Annotated in this window: 5 protein-coding genes; all 5 read right to left on the minus strand. The window is 68.8% G+C overall.

What is annotated here, in order from left to right:
- Nucleotides 1–112 precede the first annotated feature (112 nt).
- Nucleotides 113–8,320: a PPE domain-containing protein gene (locus JX552_RS03605; RefSeq protein WP_431195915.1), complete on the minus strand. Its 8,208-nt coding sequence runs from the start codon at nucleotides 8,318–8,320 to the stop codon at nucleotides 113–115.
- A gap of 120 nt (nucleotides 8,321–8,440) precedes the next feature.
- Complete coding sequence (locus JX552_RS03610; RefSeq protein ID WP_205876140.1) at nucleotides 8,441–9,331, minus strand: aldose 1-epimerase; 891 nt, start codon at nucleotides 9,329–9,331, stop codon at nucleotides 8,441–8,443.
- A 17-nt stretch (nucleotides 9,332–9,348) separates the two neighbouring features.
- Nucleotides 9,349–10,509, minus strand: coding sequence for an FAD-binding oxidoreductase (locus JX552_RS03615; protein WP_205876141.1), 1,161 nt, complete (start codon nucleotides 10,507–10,509; stop codon nucleotides 9,349–9,351).
- Between the two features lie 40 nt (nucleotides 10,510–10,549).
- A complete protein-coding gene (locus tag JX552_RS33145; protein WP_277396033.1) occupies nucleotides 10,550–10,945 on the minus strand; it encodes a hypothetical protein in 396 nt (131 codons plus the stop codon).
- Nucleotides 10,946–11,001: 56 nt separating this feature from the next.
- On the minus strand, nucleotides 11,002–16,494 hold the full coding sequence (locus JX552_RS33150) for a PE family protein (RefSeq protein ID WP_277396034.1): 5,493 nt from the start codon (nucleotides 16,492–16,494) through the stop codon (nucleotides 11,002–11,004).
- Nucleotides 16,495–16,693 lie beyond the last annotated feature (199 nt).

Genomic DNA, 16,693 nt, shown 5'->3' on the forward strand with positions numbered 1-16,693 from the left:
TTGTTGCCGGTGCCGGTCATGAAGCCGCCGGTGCCGAACTTTCCGGCGTTGGCGATCCCGGTGTTGTAGTCGCCGGTGTTGTGGGTGCCGGTGTTGAAATCGCCGAGGTTGCTCATCCCGGTGTTGAAGTTGCCGATGTTGAACAGGCCAGTGTTGTAGTCGCCGGGGTTGGCCAGGCCGGTGTTGAAGTTGCCGGTGTTGAACAGGCCGGTGTTGAAGGTGCCCGAGTTGCCGATGCCGGTGTTGTTGGTGCCGGTGTTGCCGATGCCCCAGTTGCCGGTGCCGGAGTTGCCGAACCCGACGTTGCCGGTGCCGGAGTTGAACAGCCCAACGTTGAAGCTGCCCGAGTTGGTGCCGCCGATGCCGTACTGGTTGTTCCCGGACAAACCGATACCGAGACCGCCCACCCCCATGTTGCCGATACCGACGTTGCCGGTGCCGGAGTTGAAGAACCCGATGTTGCCGGTGCCGGAGTTGAACAGGCCGGTGTTGGCGGTACCGGAGTTGAAGAAGCCGGTGTTGCCGGCCCCGACATCAGCGATCCGAACCCGCTCTGGCCGTTGCCGGTCAACCCGATGCCGACATTGTTGTCGCCGGTGTTGAAGAAGCCGATGTTGTTGTTTCCGGTGTTGGCGAAACCCTGGTTGAGGTTGCCGGCGTTGGCTAGTCCGGCGTTGCCGCTACCCGCGTTGAACAGGCCGGTGTTGTTCACGCCGAAGTTCAACGGCCCGAACCCGATCTGGTTGTCGCCGGAAAGTCCGATGCCGATGTTGCCGCTGCCGGTGTTGCCGAAGCCGAAGTTTCCGTCGCCGGTATTGCCGATGCCGAAGTTGCTGTTGCCGGTGTTGCCGAAGCCGACGTTGTTCAGGGCTTCGGTCAAGGCCGGGCCGGCGTTGCCGAAGCCGATGTTTCCGGCGCCGATGTTGCCGAACCCGATGTTGAGGTCGCCCAGGTTGCCCAGGCCGACGTTCTGGCTGCCCAGGTTGGCGAAGCCGACGTTGAAGTCGCCGATATTGCCGCTGCCCAGGTTTAGCTTGCCGAGATCGGCCAGGCCCACGTTGAAAATGGTGTCGGTCGGGCTGCGGAAGAGCCCGGACAGGTCGCTGCCGATGTTGTAGAGACCCGAGAGGCTGGCCGGCGTGGCCACCCCGGCGGTGCTGGTGTTGTAGATGCCCGACACGGTGTGGCCCAGGTTGGCAAAACCCGAAGACAAGGTTCCGAAGTTCTGCACGCCCGACACCATGGTGCTGGTGCCGTGCCACCAACCCGACACGTTGGTGCCCAGGTTGCCGAAGCCCGAGACCGTGCCCGCTCCGCTGTTGAAGAACCCCGACGACGGGGTGGCGGTGGTGTTCCCGAAACCGGGGGTCGCGGGGATTTCGAGGAAAACGACGCGGATGGGGCCGACTTGGCTGCGGATCTGGATGGGTATGACGGTCGAGCCGTCGGGATTGCCGATGTTGACGGCGATCTTGGGCAGAATGCCGCCGATGCTCGGGATCACGATCGGGCCGATGCCGAAGTTGGTGACGGCCAACGCGTTGACGGTGAGGCGCGGGAACGTGAATCCGTTGACCAGCAGCGTGCCCAGGTCGACGTTGATGGGCAGGTGAACCGGGATGTTGATGTCGAGGTTCAGGACCGGGAACTCCGGAATGCTGAAATCGAGGCGGGTGCCCCACAAGCCCTGGTAGTCGGCCCGCCACAGGATGCCGTTGCTGAAGTTACCGCCGTTGAACAGGCCGGTGTTGACGTTGCCGGTGTTGCCGAAGCCGGTGTTGTAATCGCCGGAGTTGAAGCTGCCGGTGTTGTAGTGCCCCGAGTTGAAGTCGCCGGTGTTGAAAGTCCCGGTGTTGAACATGCCGGTGTTGTAGTCGCCCGGGTTCGCGATGCCGGTGTTGGCGACACCGGTGTTGAACAGTCCGGTGTTTGCGGCACCCGGGTTGCCGACGCCGGTGTTGTAGGTGCCTGGGTTCCACAGGCCGAAGTTGCCGACGCCGGTGTTGCCCTGGCCGATGTTGCCGGTGCCCGAGTTGCCGATGCCGACGTTGCCGCTGCCGGAGTTGAAGAACCCGACGTTGTTCGAGCCCGAGTTGAACAAGCCGAGGTTGTTGCTGCCGGAGTTCCAGGCGCCGAACCCCTGCTGATTGTCACCGGTGAGCCCGAAGCCGATGTTGTTGTTGCCGGTGTTGCCGAAGCCGATGTTGAAGTTGCCGCTGTTGCCGAAGCCCTGGTTGCCGATGCCCAGGTTGCCCAGGCCGATGTTGAAGTTGCCCAGGTTGCCCGAGCCGATGTTGCTGTTGCCCAGGTTGCCGTTGAAGACGTTTCCGTCGCCGATGTTGCCGATGCCGAAGTTGCCGCTGCCGATGTTGCCAAAGCCGACATTGTTGTCGCCGACATTGCCGCCGCCGACGTTGTTGAGGCCGAGGTTGGCCGAGCCGATGTTGGTGACCGGGTTGTTGTTGAAGAAGCCGGCGATGTTGTCGCCGATGTTCTGGAATCCCGAAATGTTGGCGGGGCTGCTCAACCCGGTGTTGAGGGCACCCGAGATGGTGTTGCCGAAGTTGGACACGCCCGATAGGAAGTCGCCGAAGTTCTTGTAACCCGAAATGCCGGAGGTGCCGGCGGTGGAGTTGAAGAAGCCTGAGACGTTGCCCCCGAAGTTTCCGAAGCCCGACGAACCGCCGGTGCCGGTGTTGAAGAAGCCCGACGACGGAGCCGTCGTCAGGTTCATGACACCCGGCCGCAGCGGCATGTCAACCCATGGAATGGTGATCGGGAGCAGGCCGCCGTTGCCTTGGACGTCGATGATCGGCCCGGTCGACTTGCCGATGTTGACGGTGATCGCGGGCAGGCCGATCCGCAGGGTCGGGATGGGGATGGCGCTGACGGTGACGAGTCGTGCGCTGAGGAATTCGAAGAACGTCGCGTCGACGGTGACCGACGGGATGGTGAAGCCCTGCACGGTCAAAATACCGAGGGTGCCGGTGATGGGGATGTCGACGAAGATCGGCACCCGGAACTGCAGGGGAATGGCGGTGTCCGGGATGGAGGTGCTGCTGCTGTAACCCCACAGGCCCTGGAAGTCCCCCCGCCAGAACGTACCGTTGTTGAAATTCCCCACGTTGAAGGCGCCGGTGTTCACGCTGCCCGCGTTGCCGAAGCCGGTGTTGTAGTCACCCGTGTTCAGCCAGCCCGTGTTGTAGGTGCCGGTGTTGAAGCTGAAGGTGTTGAAGTCGCCAGAGTTGAAGTTGCCGGAGTTGCCGGTGCCCACGTTGCCCATGCCGGTGTTGAGGGTGCCCGGGTTAAAGAAGCCGGTGTTGATGTTTCCGGCGTTGAACAAGCCGGTGTTGAGGTGGCCGCTGTTGCCGATGCCCGAGTTTCCGATGCCCGAGTTGCCGATGCCGATGTTGTCGCTGCCCGAGTTGAAGAAGCCGGTGTTGTTGGTGCCGGAGTTGAACAAGCCGGTGTTGCCCGTGCCGGAGTTCCAGTCGCCGAAACCCTGCTGATTGTCGCCGGTGAATCCGATGCCGATGTTGTCGTCGCCGGTGTTCGCCAGGCCGCTGTTGGCGTTGCCGGCGTTGCCGAAGCCCTGGTTGAGGTTGCCGAAGTTGCCGAAGCCGACGTTGGAGTTGCCTAGATTCCCCCAGCCGCTGTTGAGGTTGCCCAGGTTGCCCAGCCCGATATTGTTGTCGCCGCTGTTGCCGAAGCCGAAGTTGGCCAGGCCGACGTTGCCGAAGCCGATGTTGTTGTCGCCGACGTTGCCGAAGCCGATGTTGTTGTTGCCGACGTTGCCGAAACCGATGTTGTTCTCGCCGATATTGGCCAAACCCAGGTTGAAGGTCGACATTCCAGGCGGTGGAACCTGGCTGAAGAAGGCACCGGCGAAGTTGGCGCCCACATTCGAGATGCCCGAGAGGTTGGCTGGCGCCGCCAGCCCGGTGTTGAACAGGCCCGAGATGGTGTCGCCCAGATTCGACATGCCGGACACCAAGGAGCCGTAGTTTTTGAATCCGGACACCGCGACGCTGCCGAAGTTCTGCCAGCCCGAAATGCTGGCGCCGACGTTCCCGATGCCCGACACGGGGCCGCCGACTGCCGTATTGAGGAATCCCGAGGCGTTGGGGGTGGTGTTGAAGAATCCGGTGTGCACCGGGATGTTGATGAGGGTCCAGTCGACGGGACCGATGCTGGCGGTGGCCGGGATGAAGACCTTGGTCGTTCCGTCTGCCTTGCCGATCTGGAAATTGATCGCCGGTCCGGTGACGATGACCGGCGGGATGGTCACCGAGTTGATCTTGCCCGTCGCAAGGGGTAGGGGTCCGAGGGTGATGTTTAGGCCGAAGTTGACGTCCGACAAGGTGATTCCGCTGAATAGCGTGTTGGTGAAGCCGGCGGTGATGGGAATGTTGATGGGGACTTCGATGTCGACGTGTGCGGGGATCTCAGGGACGTGGATCGCGTAGTGGGCGCCCCACAGACCCTGGCGATCGCCGCGCCACAGGAAGCCGTTGCTTTGGTCGCCGGTGGCGAACGCGCCGGTGTTGATATCGCCTGAATTCCCTAGACCAGTATTGTAGTCGCCGCTGTTGTACCAACCGGTGTTGAAGTCGCCGCGGTTGCCGATGCCGGTGTTGGTGTTCCCGAAGTTGAACAGACCGGTGTTGTAGTTCCCCACGTTGGCGACGCCGGTGTTGACGAAGCCGGTGTTGAACAGGCCGGTATTGGTGCCGCCGGCGTTGCCGATGCCAGTGTTGAAGCTGCCGGAGTTGCCGATGCCCCAGTTGCCGTTGCCGGTATTGCCGATGCCGACGTTGTTGGTGCCGGAGTTGCCGAAGCCGATGTTCCCCACGCCCGAATTCAGGCTTCCAAAACCCTGCTGATTGTCACCGATGAGCCCGATGCCGAAGTTGTTGTTGCCGGTGTTGCCGAATCCGACATTGCCGCTGCCGGTGTTGCCGAAGCCGAAGTTGCGGCTGCCCAGGTTGCCGAAGCCGTAGTTGTAGTTGCCGTCGGTCATCCCAGGACCGGCGTTGCCGAAGCCGAAGTTCCCGTCGCCGATGTTGCCGCTGCCGAAGTTCAGGCCACCGATATTGCCGAAGCCGAAGTTCGAGTTGCCCCAGTTGCCACCGCCGATGTTGAGGCTGCCGATATTGCCGCCGCCGACGTTGTTCGCGCCGAAGTTATTGAGGCCGAAGTTGAAGGCAGGCCCGGTCGGGGTGTTGAACACACCGCTCATGTCAAAGCCGCTATTGACTAGGCCCGAGATGTTGCCGGGGTTGATCAGGCCCGCCAGGCTGGTGTTATAGAAGCCGGACACGCTGTTGCCCAGGTTCGCCCAACCCGACATCAGCGACCCGTAGTTCTGGAGACCCGACACGCCCACCGCGGTGACACCGCTGTTCCAAATGCCCGACATGGTGCCGCCGAGGTTTCCGATGCCCGACGACCCGCCGGCGCCGGCATGGAAGAAACCCGAAGACGGGTTGGTCGTCGAGTTGCCGATACCCGGTGCGGCCGGGATTTTCAGGAATGTGATGGTGCGACTCTCCAGAGCACCCTTGATGCTGATAGGCACGTTTACTGTCGGGCCGCCGATGGTGAGCGTCACCAGCGGAGCGGTAATCGTGGACCCGCCGAGCGTCACCGGCCCGAAAAAGAACAGCCCGTCGGGCGCGAGGACCGGTACCGGCAGGTAGAAGGTCTTCGGGAAAATGTCCCCGGCCACGGTGACCGGAATCACCATGCCGCCCAGCGGCATCACCATGTTCACCGGTATGACCATCGACATGTCGACTGGCAGGTATGGGGTGGTAAATGACAGGTCTACGGCGATCTGTCCCGCGTTGTCCCCGCTCTGGGAGAAGCCGTTATTGAAATTCCCGCTGTTGAGCAAACCCGTGTTGAGATCGCCGGTGTTGAACAAGCCGGTGTTGATGTCGCCCGGGTTGAAGCTGCCGGTGTTGGTGTTGCCGACATTGAAATCGCCGGTGTTGGTGGTGCCGATGTTGAAAGAGCCGGAGTTGTAGCTGCCTGGGTTGAAAAAGCCCGAGTTGAATGCTCCGGCGTTGCCGATGCCGGTGTTGAAATTCCCGGCATTGGCGAAACCGGTATTGCGGGTCCCGGGGTTGTCGAAGCCCCAGTTTCCTACCCCGGCGTTGAAGAATCCGGAGTTTCCGGTGCCCGAGTTCCCGATTCCGACGTTTGCGGTACCTGAGTTGAACAGACCGACGTTGTTGGTACCGGAGTTGAACAGGCCCAGGTTGCCGAAACCCGAGTTCAGTCCTCCGATCCCGACTTGGTTGTCGCCGGTGAGGCCGATGCCGACGCTGTTGTTGCCGGTGTTGCCGAACCCCAAGTTGTTGCTGCCGGTATTGGCGAAACCTCGGTTGTTTGAGCCGGCATTGCCGAAGCCGATGTTGAAATCACCCCGGTTGCCGGAACCGAAGCTAGAGCTGCCGAGGTTGCCCGATCCAATATTGAAGGATCCGATGTTCGCGCTACCGATGTTTACGGAGCCGATATTGCCGCTGCCGAAGTTATTGCTGCCGATATTTCCGCTGCCGAGGATGTTGAGGCTGCCGACGTTACCACTGGCGAGAATGTTGAAGTCGCCGACGTTGCCGCTGCCGAGAATGTTGCGACTGCCGACGTTGGCATTGCCCAGGATGTTTAAGGCGCCGCCCTCATTGGCCACGCCGATATTCAAGGTAGTCGGACCGCCGAAGAACCCGGACATATTGCTACCGCTGTTGAACACACCGGAGATGAAAGCGGGCGTGGTAATCGCCACCAAACTGCTGTTCAACAGACCCGACACGGTGTTGCCCGTATTCAGGATGCCCGAGATAAAGACACCGGTATTCGCAATACCGGACGCACCGACGGCGCCTTCCGAACTGTTGAAGAAGCCGGAGTTGTTAGCCCCGGAGTTGAAGATGCCCGACGCGCCTCCCTGGCCGCTGTTGAAGAAGCCGGACGACGGAGTGGTCGTGGAGTTGAAGAAGCCCGGTGCGTTGGTCAGGAACTGACCCTGGTTGTCACCGCGCCACAGGAACCCGTTGTTGTAGTTGCCGGTGTTGAAGGCGCCCGTGTTGACGTTGCCGGGGTTGAAGGCGCCGGTGTTGTAGTTGCCGTCGTTGAAGAATCCGGTGTTGTAGCGGCCCAGGTTGAAGCCGCCGGTGTTGCTGTTGCCGGGGTTGAACAAGCCGGTGTTGTAGTTGCCGCTGTTGGACCATCCGGTGTTGGCGATACCCGTGTTGAAGATGCCGGTGTTGGCCTCTCCGGAGTTACCGATGCCGGTGTTGAAACTGGTGCCCGCGTTGCCGATGCCGAAGTTGCCGTTGCCGGAGTTGCCGATGCCGATGTTGTTGGTGCCCGAGTTGAACAATCCGATGTTGCCGTTGCCCGAGTTGAGGCCGCCATACCCGGTCAACCCGTTCCCGAAGAGCCCGATGCCCTGATTACCGTTGCCGGTGTTGCCGAACCCGACGTTGTTGTTGCCGGTGTTGCCGATGCCGATGTTTCCGCTGCCGGTGTTACCGAAGCCGATGTTATTCAGGGCCGCGGTCAGGCCCGGACCGACGTTGCCGAAGCCGAAGTTGCTGGTACCGGTGTTGCCACTGCCGATATTGTTGCTGCCGACGTTTCCGGAGCCGATATTGAAGTCGCCGACGTTGGCGTTGCCAAAGTTGCCCTGGCCGATGTTGGCAAGACCGACGTTGCGGAAGGTCCGGCCGGCGACCGCCCCGATCGCGTCCAGCAGGGGTACCGAGGCGGCGGGCGCGCCGCCGAGCAGCTCCTGCCAGCCGGCGGGGAAAGCATTCAATGCCGCGGCCGCCGACGCGGCGCCCGTGTAGTAGGTGAACATCGCGGCCACGTCCTGGGCCCACATCTGTTCGTATACGGCCTCGGCCGCGGCGATCGCCGGTGCGTTCTGGCCCAGGAGGTTCGAGAGCACCAGCGACACGAACTGATTGCGGTTGGCCGCGATGATGAGCGGGTGCACCGTCGTCGACACCGCGGCTTCGAATGCGGCGGCGGCGACCCGTGCTCCAGCCCCGGCCTTTTCGGCCTCGCTGGCAGCGCCGGTCAGCCAACGGAGATAAGGCGCGGCGGCGCTCGCCATCGCCATCGCCGATGCGCCCTGCCATGACGAGCCCGCCAGGCCTGCGGTGAGTGAGGAGAAGGAAGAAGCCGCCATGCCCAGTTCGGCCGACAGTCCCTCCCACGCCGCAGCGGCCCGCAGTATCGGGTCCAGTCCCGCCCCAAAGAGCAGCCGCGCCGAATTTATCTCGGGGGGAAGTACCGCGAAACTCATCACTCGTCCCTTAGCGAAAACCAGGACCGCCGCAGATGCGGCGAACGCAGATGACTATTCAACATCCGTATGACAGGGAATTGCGTTTTTCGGGCGAAAAACTTTCGGATTTCTTCGATCTCAGACTCGGATGGAAAATAGGGCACTGGCGGGGGCGCCCGGGGCCGCGGATCGGTAGCCACCGCGCCGCAACGCATCCGTCGCGGCAGCCATCGGCTCGAAGCAGATCACGGCCTCGGTGGAAGGCGCGAATATCTGTGCCGCGGAGTATCCCCGCTCGAAGCGCACCTGGATGCGGCGGTCGCCGGCGCTGACCGCGAAGACCGCTCCGTCCTCGACGCCGTCGTAGGCGTCGTCGAAAGAGTCAGCGCCGAGTCGTTGCGCGCGGGCGGGCTGCGCGACGGACTGGCCTGTCGGGAGGCCGCGCTCATCGAGTAAGAGGTGGCGAAGCGGCGGGGTCTCGATCAGCCACTCGGACCGGTCCGTGCCCGGCAGCTGCAGATACGGGTGATAACCGAAGCACAGCGGCACGGCACGATAGCCCGTCGGCGTGATCGTGGTGGCAACGGACAGAGTCCGCTCGGCAAGTCGCACCGTCATTTGGAGCTTGTGCGGGTAGGGAAAATTTGCTAAGAGTCTCTCGTCGGCGCCGAAATCCAGCTCGGCACTGAGTTCGTTGGCCGAATCGGACGTCACTCGCCAACCCGGGTAGGCGGCCAGAACACCGTGAATGGGCAACCCCGCCGGGTCGGCTCGCACCCCGTCCTCGCCAGGCCGCAGCGTCACCGTCGCGCCTTCGGCGGTGTAGGTGTTGGCGCTCAATCGGTTCGCCCAGGGATGCAGCACCGGAATGCCCATCGTCTTGCCCGAGGTGATGTACGCCTGGAGGCCGCGTCGCTGGCCGAGCAACTCCACCCCCGCGTCGGTCAGGGAGGTGCCGATCATGCCGGCTTCGGGCACGAATTGCGCCGCCACCGATGACGACGGGTCGCACAACGTGACCACGTGCACCGGGTCCTCCTCGGGGGCTAACGCGACAGGGGATCGTGCTGGATGTTTTCGGGCGGGGCGCCTCTGGCAACCAGGGCTGCTTTCGTCGCGCGGACCATGTCGGGACCCCCGCAAATCAGAATCTGCCGGTCACCCCAGGCGCCGTACCTGGTGACCACGTCCGGCAGCCGGCCCGTCTGGCGCACGTGCAGCCCACGCGGCGGCGACACGTCGGGATAGTCAGCGGCCCAGGCTGGGTCGTTGTTGTACTCCGAGACCGGCGACACCGACAGCCACGGATTGTGGGCCGCCACCTGCCACAGTGTGCGCAGGTCGTAGAGCTCGCAGCGGTAGCGCGCACCGAAGAACAGATGCACCCGCGGGTTCACGGCGAAGCGGCTGAGGTCCATGATCAGCGTCCGCAACGGAGCCAGGCCGGTGCTGCCCGCGACCATCAACACGTCCCCGCCGTCACGGTCGACCCGCAGGCCGCCATGCGGACCGGACAGCCGCCACCGGTCGCCGGGCCGGGTTTCCCCGACGATCGCATTGCTCACCAGGCCGCCGGGCACCACCCGGACGTGGAACTCGATGCCGCCGTCCGGGTCGGCAGGGATGGCGGGGGAGAGGTAGCGCCAGCGGCGCGGACATTGCGGGATCTGGGCATTGACGTACTGCCCGGGGTGGTAGTGCACGGGGCGGTCCAGCCGCAGCCGGACCACCGCCAGGTCGCGGGACACCCGGTTGTGCTCGATGACGGTGGCGTCGACCCAGGCTGGCGCGTCGTCGGAGTCGGCGGCGCCGCTCATCACCCCGGTGAACAGGTTGAGCGACTGGTCGGCGGCTTCCTCTACTGCGTCGGTCCAATCGTCGCCGAGGTGGCTGCGCAGCGTGGAATACAGCGCGCGGCGCAGCGTCTGGTAGTGCGACGGCAGCACGCCGTACTTGCGGTGATCGCGGCCCAGCTGAGCCAGAAAAGCAACCGGTTCGTCGGCCCGCTGCGCGACGAGCTCGCCGTACAACCAATGCATCGCCTGGGCGAAAGCCGTGCGCTGGCCACTCATTTCGGGCGGGAACAGGTCGCGAACCGTCGTGTCCAGGGCAAACCAGCGGGTGTAGAAGCGGTGCACCAGCCCAGTGCCGTCGGGGCGGAAAGCGTCGCGCAGCACCTGCAACGCATCCCGGTCCTCGAGCCCCACGGACGCCGATTCTAGGCGTGTGACATAGATGGTCGCCGCTCTATGCGGGACCGCCGGTGCCGCCCGCACCGCCGTCACCACCGCCGGTCCCAGTTGGGCCGGAACCCGGTTGGCCGTCGCTTCCTCCACCGCCGGCGCCAGGACCTCCGTCACCGCCGTCCCCGCCGGTGCCACCCAGGGTCACATAGAAGGAGTTGCCGTCGCCGCCGCTGCCACCCCTGCCTCCGTTACCGCCGGATCCGTTGCTGCCGGCGCCCGCGCCGCCGTTACCACCGTCACCGCCGTCGCCGCCTGGACTGTTGGGGCCGGAGAACCAGCCATCGCCGCCGATACCGCCGTCACCGCCGGGCCCATTGGATGCGCTTCCGCCGTTGCCGCCTTTACCACCGGCGCCGCCCGGCGATTGCCCGGCAATTGGTTGGCCGCTGCCCGGCATCGACGCGACGCCGGCATAGTAGCCAGAGCCACCCTTGCCACCGTTACCGCCTGCGATTATGCCGTTGCCGCCGTCGCCGCCGGCGCCGCCGTTACCGCCGGCAGCGGACGTGTGACTGGTGTTGCCCGTACCTCCCTCGCCGCCGCTTCCGCCGCTTCCGCCGACGTAGCCGGTGCCCCCGGCCCCGCCTTTGCCGCCGGTACCGCCATTGGCGGTGGCGGTGTAGTTGTTGAGGCCGGTGGCGTTGCCCGCGGTGCCGCCGGATCCGCCGGAACCGCCCCTTCCGCCGGTCGCAGTGCCGGTCGCCGTACCGCCAGCACCGCCGGCTCCGCCGGTGCCACCGTTGGCGTTGCTGTTTCCATTGGCACCGGCACCTCCGATCCCCCCCGTACCGCCGGTGCCGGCGGTCCCGGCAGCGCCACCTGCTCCTGGGGTACCGTGCACGCCGCCGGTGCCGCCGGTGCCGCCGGTCCCGGCCGCCGCCGAGGACGTGGCTGCCGCACCGGTGCCCCCGGTGCCGCCGGTGCCGCCGGTACCAGCGGTGCCACCATTGCCGGCCTTGGCGCCGATGCCGCCTGCCGCGCCACCTTGGCCGCCTTGACCGCCTTGACCCCCGACGCCGCCCAGGCCGCCTTGGCCGCTGGTGCCGCCACCGGCGGGTGTGGTTCCCTGCGCGCCGGCCCCACCGGTACCGCCCGTGCCGCCGGTGCCGCCTTGTCCACCCTGGCCGCCGTCGCCGTTGACGGCGCCCACCCCTCCCGTGCCGCCCTGGCCGCCCAATCCGCCGTTAAGGCCGTTACCGCCCGTGCCAGCGGGTTGGTGCCTGCGGCGCCGGTGGCCCCGGTACCGCCTTGGCCACCCTGACCGCCGGTGCCTCCTGCTCCGGCGTTGCCGGGCGCGCCGCCTGCTCCGACGGTGCCGGGAGTGCCACCGGTGCCGCCGGTGCCGCCGGTGCCAGGGCCCTGGGTAGTGGTACCGGTTGCCCCCTGGCCGCCGGTGCCGCCTGTTCCTCCGGTGCCGGCGTTGCCGCCCTTGCCGAGCTTGCCGGCCGCACCTGCGCCGGTGCCTGCCTGCCCGCCCTGCCCCCCTTGCCCGCCGACTCCGCCGGTGCCGCCCTGACCGCCTTGTCCGGAGGTGCCGCCGCCAGGCGGGATGGTCCCGAACGCGCCACCACCGCCGAAGCCGCCTTGCCCACCTTGGCCGCCTTGACCGCCCTGGCCGCCGTCACCGTTGGTGCCGCCGAGGCCTGCGGAGCCGCCGGTACCACCGATGCCGCCCACACCGCCCTGGAGGCCGGTGCCGCCGGTGCCGCCTGGTGCAGCGCCGGTGCTGCCGATGGCGCCGGTGCCACCCTGGCCGCCCCGCCCTCCGGTGCCGCCGGCGCCTGCATTGCCAGCGGCGGACCCGGTACCGGCATTGCCGGCCGTGCCGCCGGTGCCGCCGGTGCCACCTGCGCCGGGACTCTTCGTTGTGGTTGCCGCTGCACCTTGGCCGCCGGCGCCGCCGGTGCCGCCGGTGCCGGCCGTGCCACCGGTGCCGCTAGAACCGCTCGCGCCTGCGCCGGCACCGGCCTGGCCTCCTTGGCCGCCCTGCCCTCCGGTACCGCCCTGGCCGCCCTGGCCGCCCTGGCCGGCGAGTCCGCCTCCGGCGGGCGTAATTCCTTGCGCGCCAGCACCGCCGGTGCCGCCGGTGCCGCCAGTGCCGCCTTGTCCGCCCTGGCCTCCGCCGCCGTTTGTTCCGCCAACGCCTGCGGTGCCGCCGGTGCCGCCAACGCCGCCGGCGCCGCCTTGGGATCCAGCGCCTCCGGTGGCCCCGAAGGCAAATGGAGCGGCGTTCGTTCCGGCGCCGCCGTCACCGCCCTGGCCTCCTTGGCCGCCCTGGCCTCCGGTGCCGGCGTTGCCGACGGTGATCCCGGCACCGGGCGTGCCCGCGGCTCCGCCCGTGCCTCCGGTTCCTCCGGTGCCGGGTCCGTTGGTTGTGGTCGCGGCGGCCCCTTGGCCTCCGGTGCCTCCTTTTCCACCGGTGCCAGCGGTGCCGCCGGTGCCGGTAGTGCCCGCGGCGCCCGCTCCGCCGCCGGCTTGCCCGCCTTGTCCGCCCTGCCCGCCTTGCCCGCCTTGTCCTCCTTGGCCACCTTGGCCGGTGGTGCCGCCGCCCTCCGGTGTGAGGCCCTGCACGCCGGTGCCGCCGTTGCCGCCTTGGCCACCGGTGCCGCCTTGTCCACCTTGGCCGCCGGCGCCGTTGACGCCGCCCGCTGCGGCGGTGCCGCCGTGGCCGCCGGCGCCGCCGCCGCCGCCGCCATACCCGGTGCCCCCGGTTGCTCCCGATGCTCTACTTGCGGCCCCCGCTGCGCCGGTTCCGCCTTGGCCTCCGGTTCCTCCGGTGCCGCCGGTGCCTGTCGCGCCGGCGTTGTTGGTGGTGCCGGTACCGTTGCCGGCTGCCCCGCCGGCGCCGGCTGCGCCGCCGGCTCCGCCGGTCCCGCCGGTGCCGCCGTTGCTGTTGACCCCGGTGATGCCGGTGCCGCCCTGGCCGCCTTGGCCGCCGGTGCCGCCCTGGCCGCCGGCGCCGTTGATACCGCCCGCTGCGGCGGCGCCGCCGTGGCCGCCTTGTCCGCCGGCGCCGCCGGCGTAGCCGGTGGCGTCGCTGCCGTCGGCGAGGGTGGCTTGGGCGCCGTTGGCGCCGGTTCCGCCTTGCCCGCCGCGGCCGCCGGTGCCGCCGCTGCCTGTCGCGCCGGCGTTGTTGGTGGTGCCGGTACCGTTGCCGGCTGCCCCGCCGGCGCCGGCTGCGCCGCCGGCTCCGCCGGTCCCGCCGGTGCCGCCGTTGCTGTTGGCCCCGGTGATGCCGGTGCCGCCCTGGCCGCCTTGGCCGCCGGTGCCGCCTTGGCCGCCGGCGCCGTTGATACCGCCCGCTGCGGCGGCGCCGCCGTGGCCGCCTTGTCCGCCGGCGCCGCCGGCGTAGCCGGTGGCGTCGCTGCCGTCGGCGAGGCTGGCTTGGGCGCCGTTGGCGCCGGTTCCGCCGTCGCCGCCGCGGCCGCCGGTGCCGCCGCTGCCTGTCGCGCCGGCGTTGTTGGTGGTGCCGGCGCCGTTGCCGGCTGCCCCGCCGGCGCCGGCTGCGCCGCCGGCTCCGCCGGTCCCGCCGGTGCCGCCGTTGCTGTTGGCCCCGGTGATGCCGGTGCCGCCCTGGCCGCCTTGGCCGCCGGTGCCGCCTTGGCCGCCGGCGCCGTTGATACCGCCCGCTGCGGCGGCGCCGCCGTGGCCGCCTTGTCCGCCGGCGCCGCCGGCGTAGCCGGTGGCGTCGCTGCCGTCGGCGAGGCTGGCTTGGGCGCCGTTGGCGCCGCCTCCGCCTTGCCCGCCGCGGCCGCCGGTGCCGCCGCTGCCCGCCGCGCCGGCGCTAGCCGCCGCGCCGGCACCAGTACCGGCTGCCCCGCCGGCGCCGGCTGCGCCGCCGGCTCCGCCGGTCCCGCCGGTGCCGCCGTTGCTGTTGGCCCCGGTGATGCCGGTGCCGCCCTGGCCGCCTTGGCCGCCGGTGCCGCCTTGGCCGCCGGCGCCGTTGATACCGCCCGCTGCGGCGGCGCCGCCGTGGCCGCCTTGTCCGCCGGCGCCGCCGGCGTAGCCGGTGGCGTCGCTGCCGTCGGCGAGGCTGGCTTGGGCGCCGTTGGCGCCGGTACCGCCGTCGCCGCCGCGGCCGCCGGTCCCGCCGCTGCCCGCCGCGCCGGCGCTAGCCGCCGCGCCGGCACCAGTACCGGCGGAGCCCCCGGCGCCGGCTGCGCCGCCGGCTCCGCCGGTCCCGCCGGTGCCGCCGTTGCTGTTGACCCCGGTGATGCCGGTGCCGCCCTGGCCGCCTTGGCCGCCGGTGCCGCCCTGGCCGCCGGCGCCGTTGACGCCGCCCGCTGCGGCGGCGCCGCCGTGGCCGCCTTGTCCGCCGGCGCCGCCGGCGTAGCCGGTGGCGTCGCTGCCGTCGGCGAGGGTGGCTTGGGCGCCGTTGGCGCCGCCTCCGCCTTGCCCGCCGCGGCCGCCGGTCCCGCCGCTGCCCGCCGCGCCGGCGCTAGCGGCCGCGCCGGCACCAGTACCGGCTGCCCCGCCGGCGCCGGCCGCCCCGCCAGCCCCGCCCGCCCCGCCCTGCCCGCCGGCGCCGACGGCGCTCGCGCCGCCGCTGCCGCCCTCACCGCCGACACCCCCGTTGCCGCCCTGGCCGCCGCGCCCGTTCGTTCCGCCGGCGAAAGCCGCGCCACCCTGGCCGCCCTGGCCGCCCTGGCCGCCCGCTGTGCCGGCATCGCCCGTACCGCCGTCGCTGGTGTTAGCCGAGCCGTTTCTGCCGCTGCCCCCGTCGCCTCCCTGGCCGCCGGCGCCACCATCGCCGGCGATACCCTTCGCGCCCGCGTGGCCGCCCGACCCCCCGGCAACCCCTCCCGCTCCGGCCGCCCCGCCGGCTCCTCCGGTACCTCCAGCGCCGCCCGCTCCGGCGGCGGAGGTCGCGGTCGCCGCTGTTCCGGCGCCGCCCATCCCGCCTGCGCCGCCGACTCCGCCGGCGCCACCGCCGCCGCCATCGCCTGCGACGCCCATGAACAGAGCGCCTTGGCCTCCCGCGCCGCCTCTGCCGCCAGTGCCGCCGGCAAAGCCGGTGTCGCCCTGCTGAGCCGTCAAACCGGCAGCCCCCGCCGCGCCTGCCCCGCCGGCGCCGCCGGCACCCCCTTGGCCGCCGTTGCCCACCAATGTTCCGCCGAACCCGCCGGGTCCGCCGGGTCCGCCGACCCCTCCGACGCCGACGCCGGACGCCCCGCCGGTCAAACCGGCGCCGCCGGCCCCGCCGGCCCCGCCATCGCCGAAGAGGACGGCGCCGTGCCCGCCCGCCCCACCAGCGGCACCGCTCCCGGTGCCCAGGGAACCTGTTCCGCCTGCTCCGCCGAGGCCGCCACTGCCGTAGACGAACCCTGCATTTCCGCCCGCACCGCCGACGGCACCTACGCCGCCGGCGCCGCCGGCGCCGCCGTTTCCGACCAGCATCCCGCCACGACCGCCGTTGCCGCCCGCGGCACCGATTCCGCCGGCGCCGCCTCGTCCACCGCTGCCCAACAACCCTGCCGGTCCGCCGGCACCACCGGCTTGTCCCGGTGCGCCCGGTGCACCATTGCCGCCGTTGCCGACTAACAAGCCGCCGGCTCCGCCGTTACCTCCGGCCGTCGTCGCATCGGCCCCGTTGCCGATCAACGGCCGACCTAGTACTGCCTGACTCGGCGCGTTGACCACATCCAGGAGGCTTTGCAGCGGCGCGACGTTTGCCGACTCTGCTCCCGCATAGGCCACACCGGCACCGGTCAACGCCTGAACGAACTGGTCGTGGAACACAGCCGCCTGGGCGCTCAGCGCCTGGTATTCCTTGCCGTAGGTCCCGAACAGCGCTGCGATCGCTGCGGAAACCTCATCGAGACCGGCCGCCGCGACCGCCGTGGTGGGCAGTGTCGCCAACCCGTGAACGGTGCTTAGCGATCTTCCGATCGAGGTCAAGTCGGAGGCGGCGACCGCCAGGCTGTCCGGTGCAAACCACAACGCCATAACGAAAACCCCTCATCCGCAGGGAATCCGGCTCGTGCCGGAATGAAAGTGACGCACACGCTACCGACGTGGTGCATCGGTGGATGCAGTTTTCGCGAACATCCGTTATCGGAGCGCAAGCTTCCGGAAAACGGGTTCCGGCGCGCGGCGCGCCGGGTCTCGCATGCTTCTGGAAAAAAAGTTAGAGTTGAGCGGAACA

The sequence above is a fragment of the Mycobacterium gordonae genome (assembly GCF_017086405.1).
Lineage (GTDB): Bacteria > Actinomycetota > Actinomycetes > Mycobacteriales > Mycobacteriaceae > Mycobacterium > Mycobacterium gordonae_D.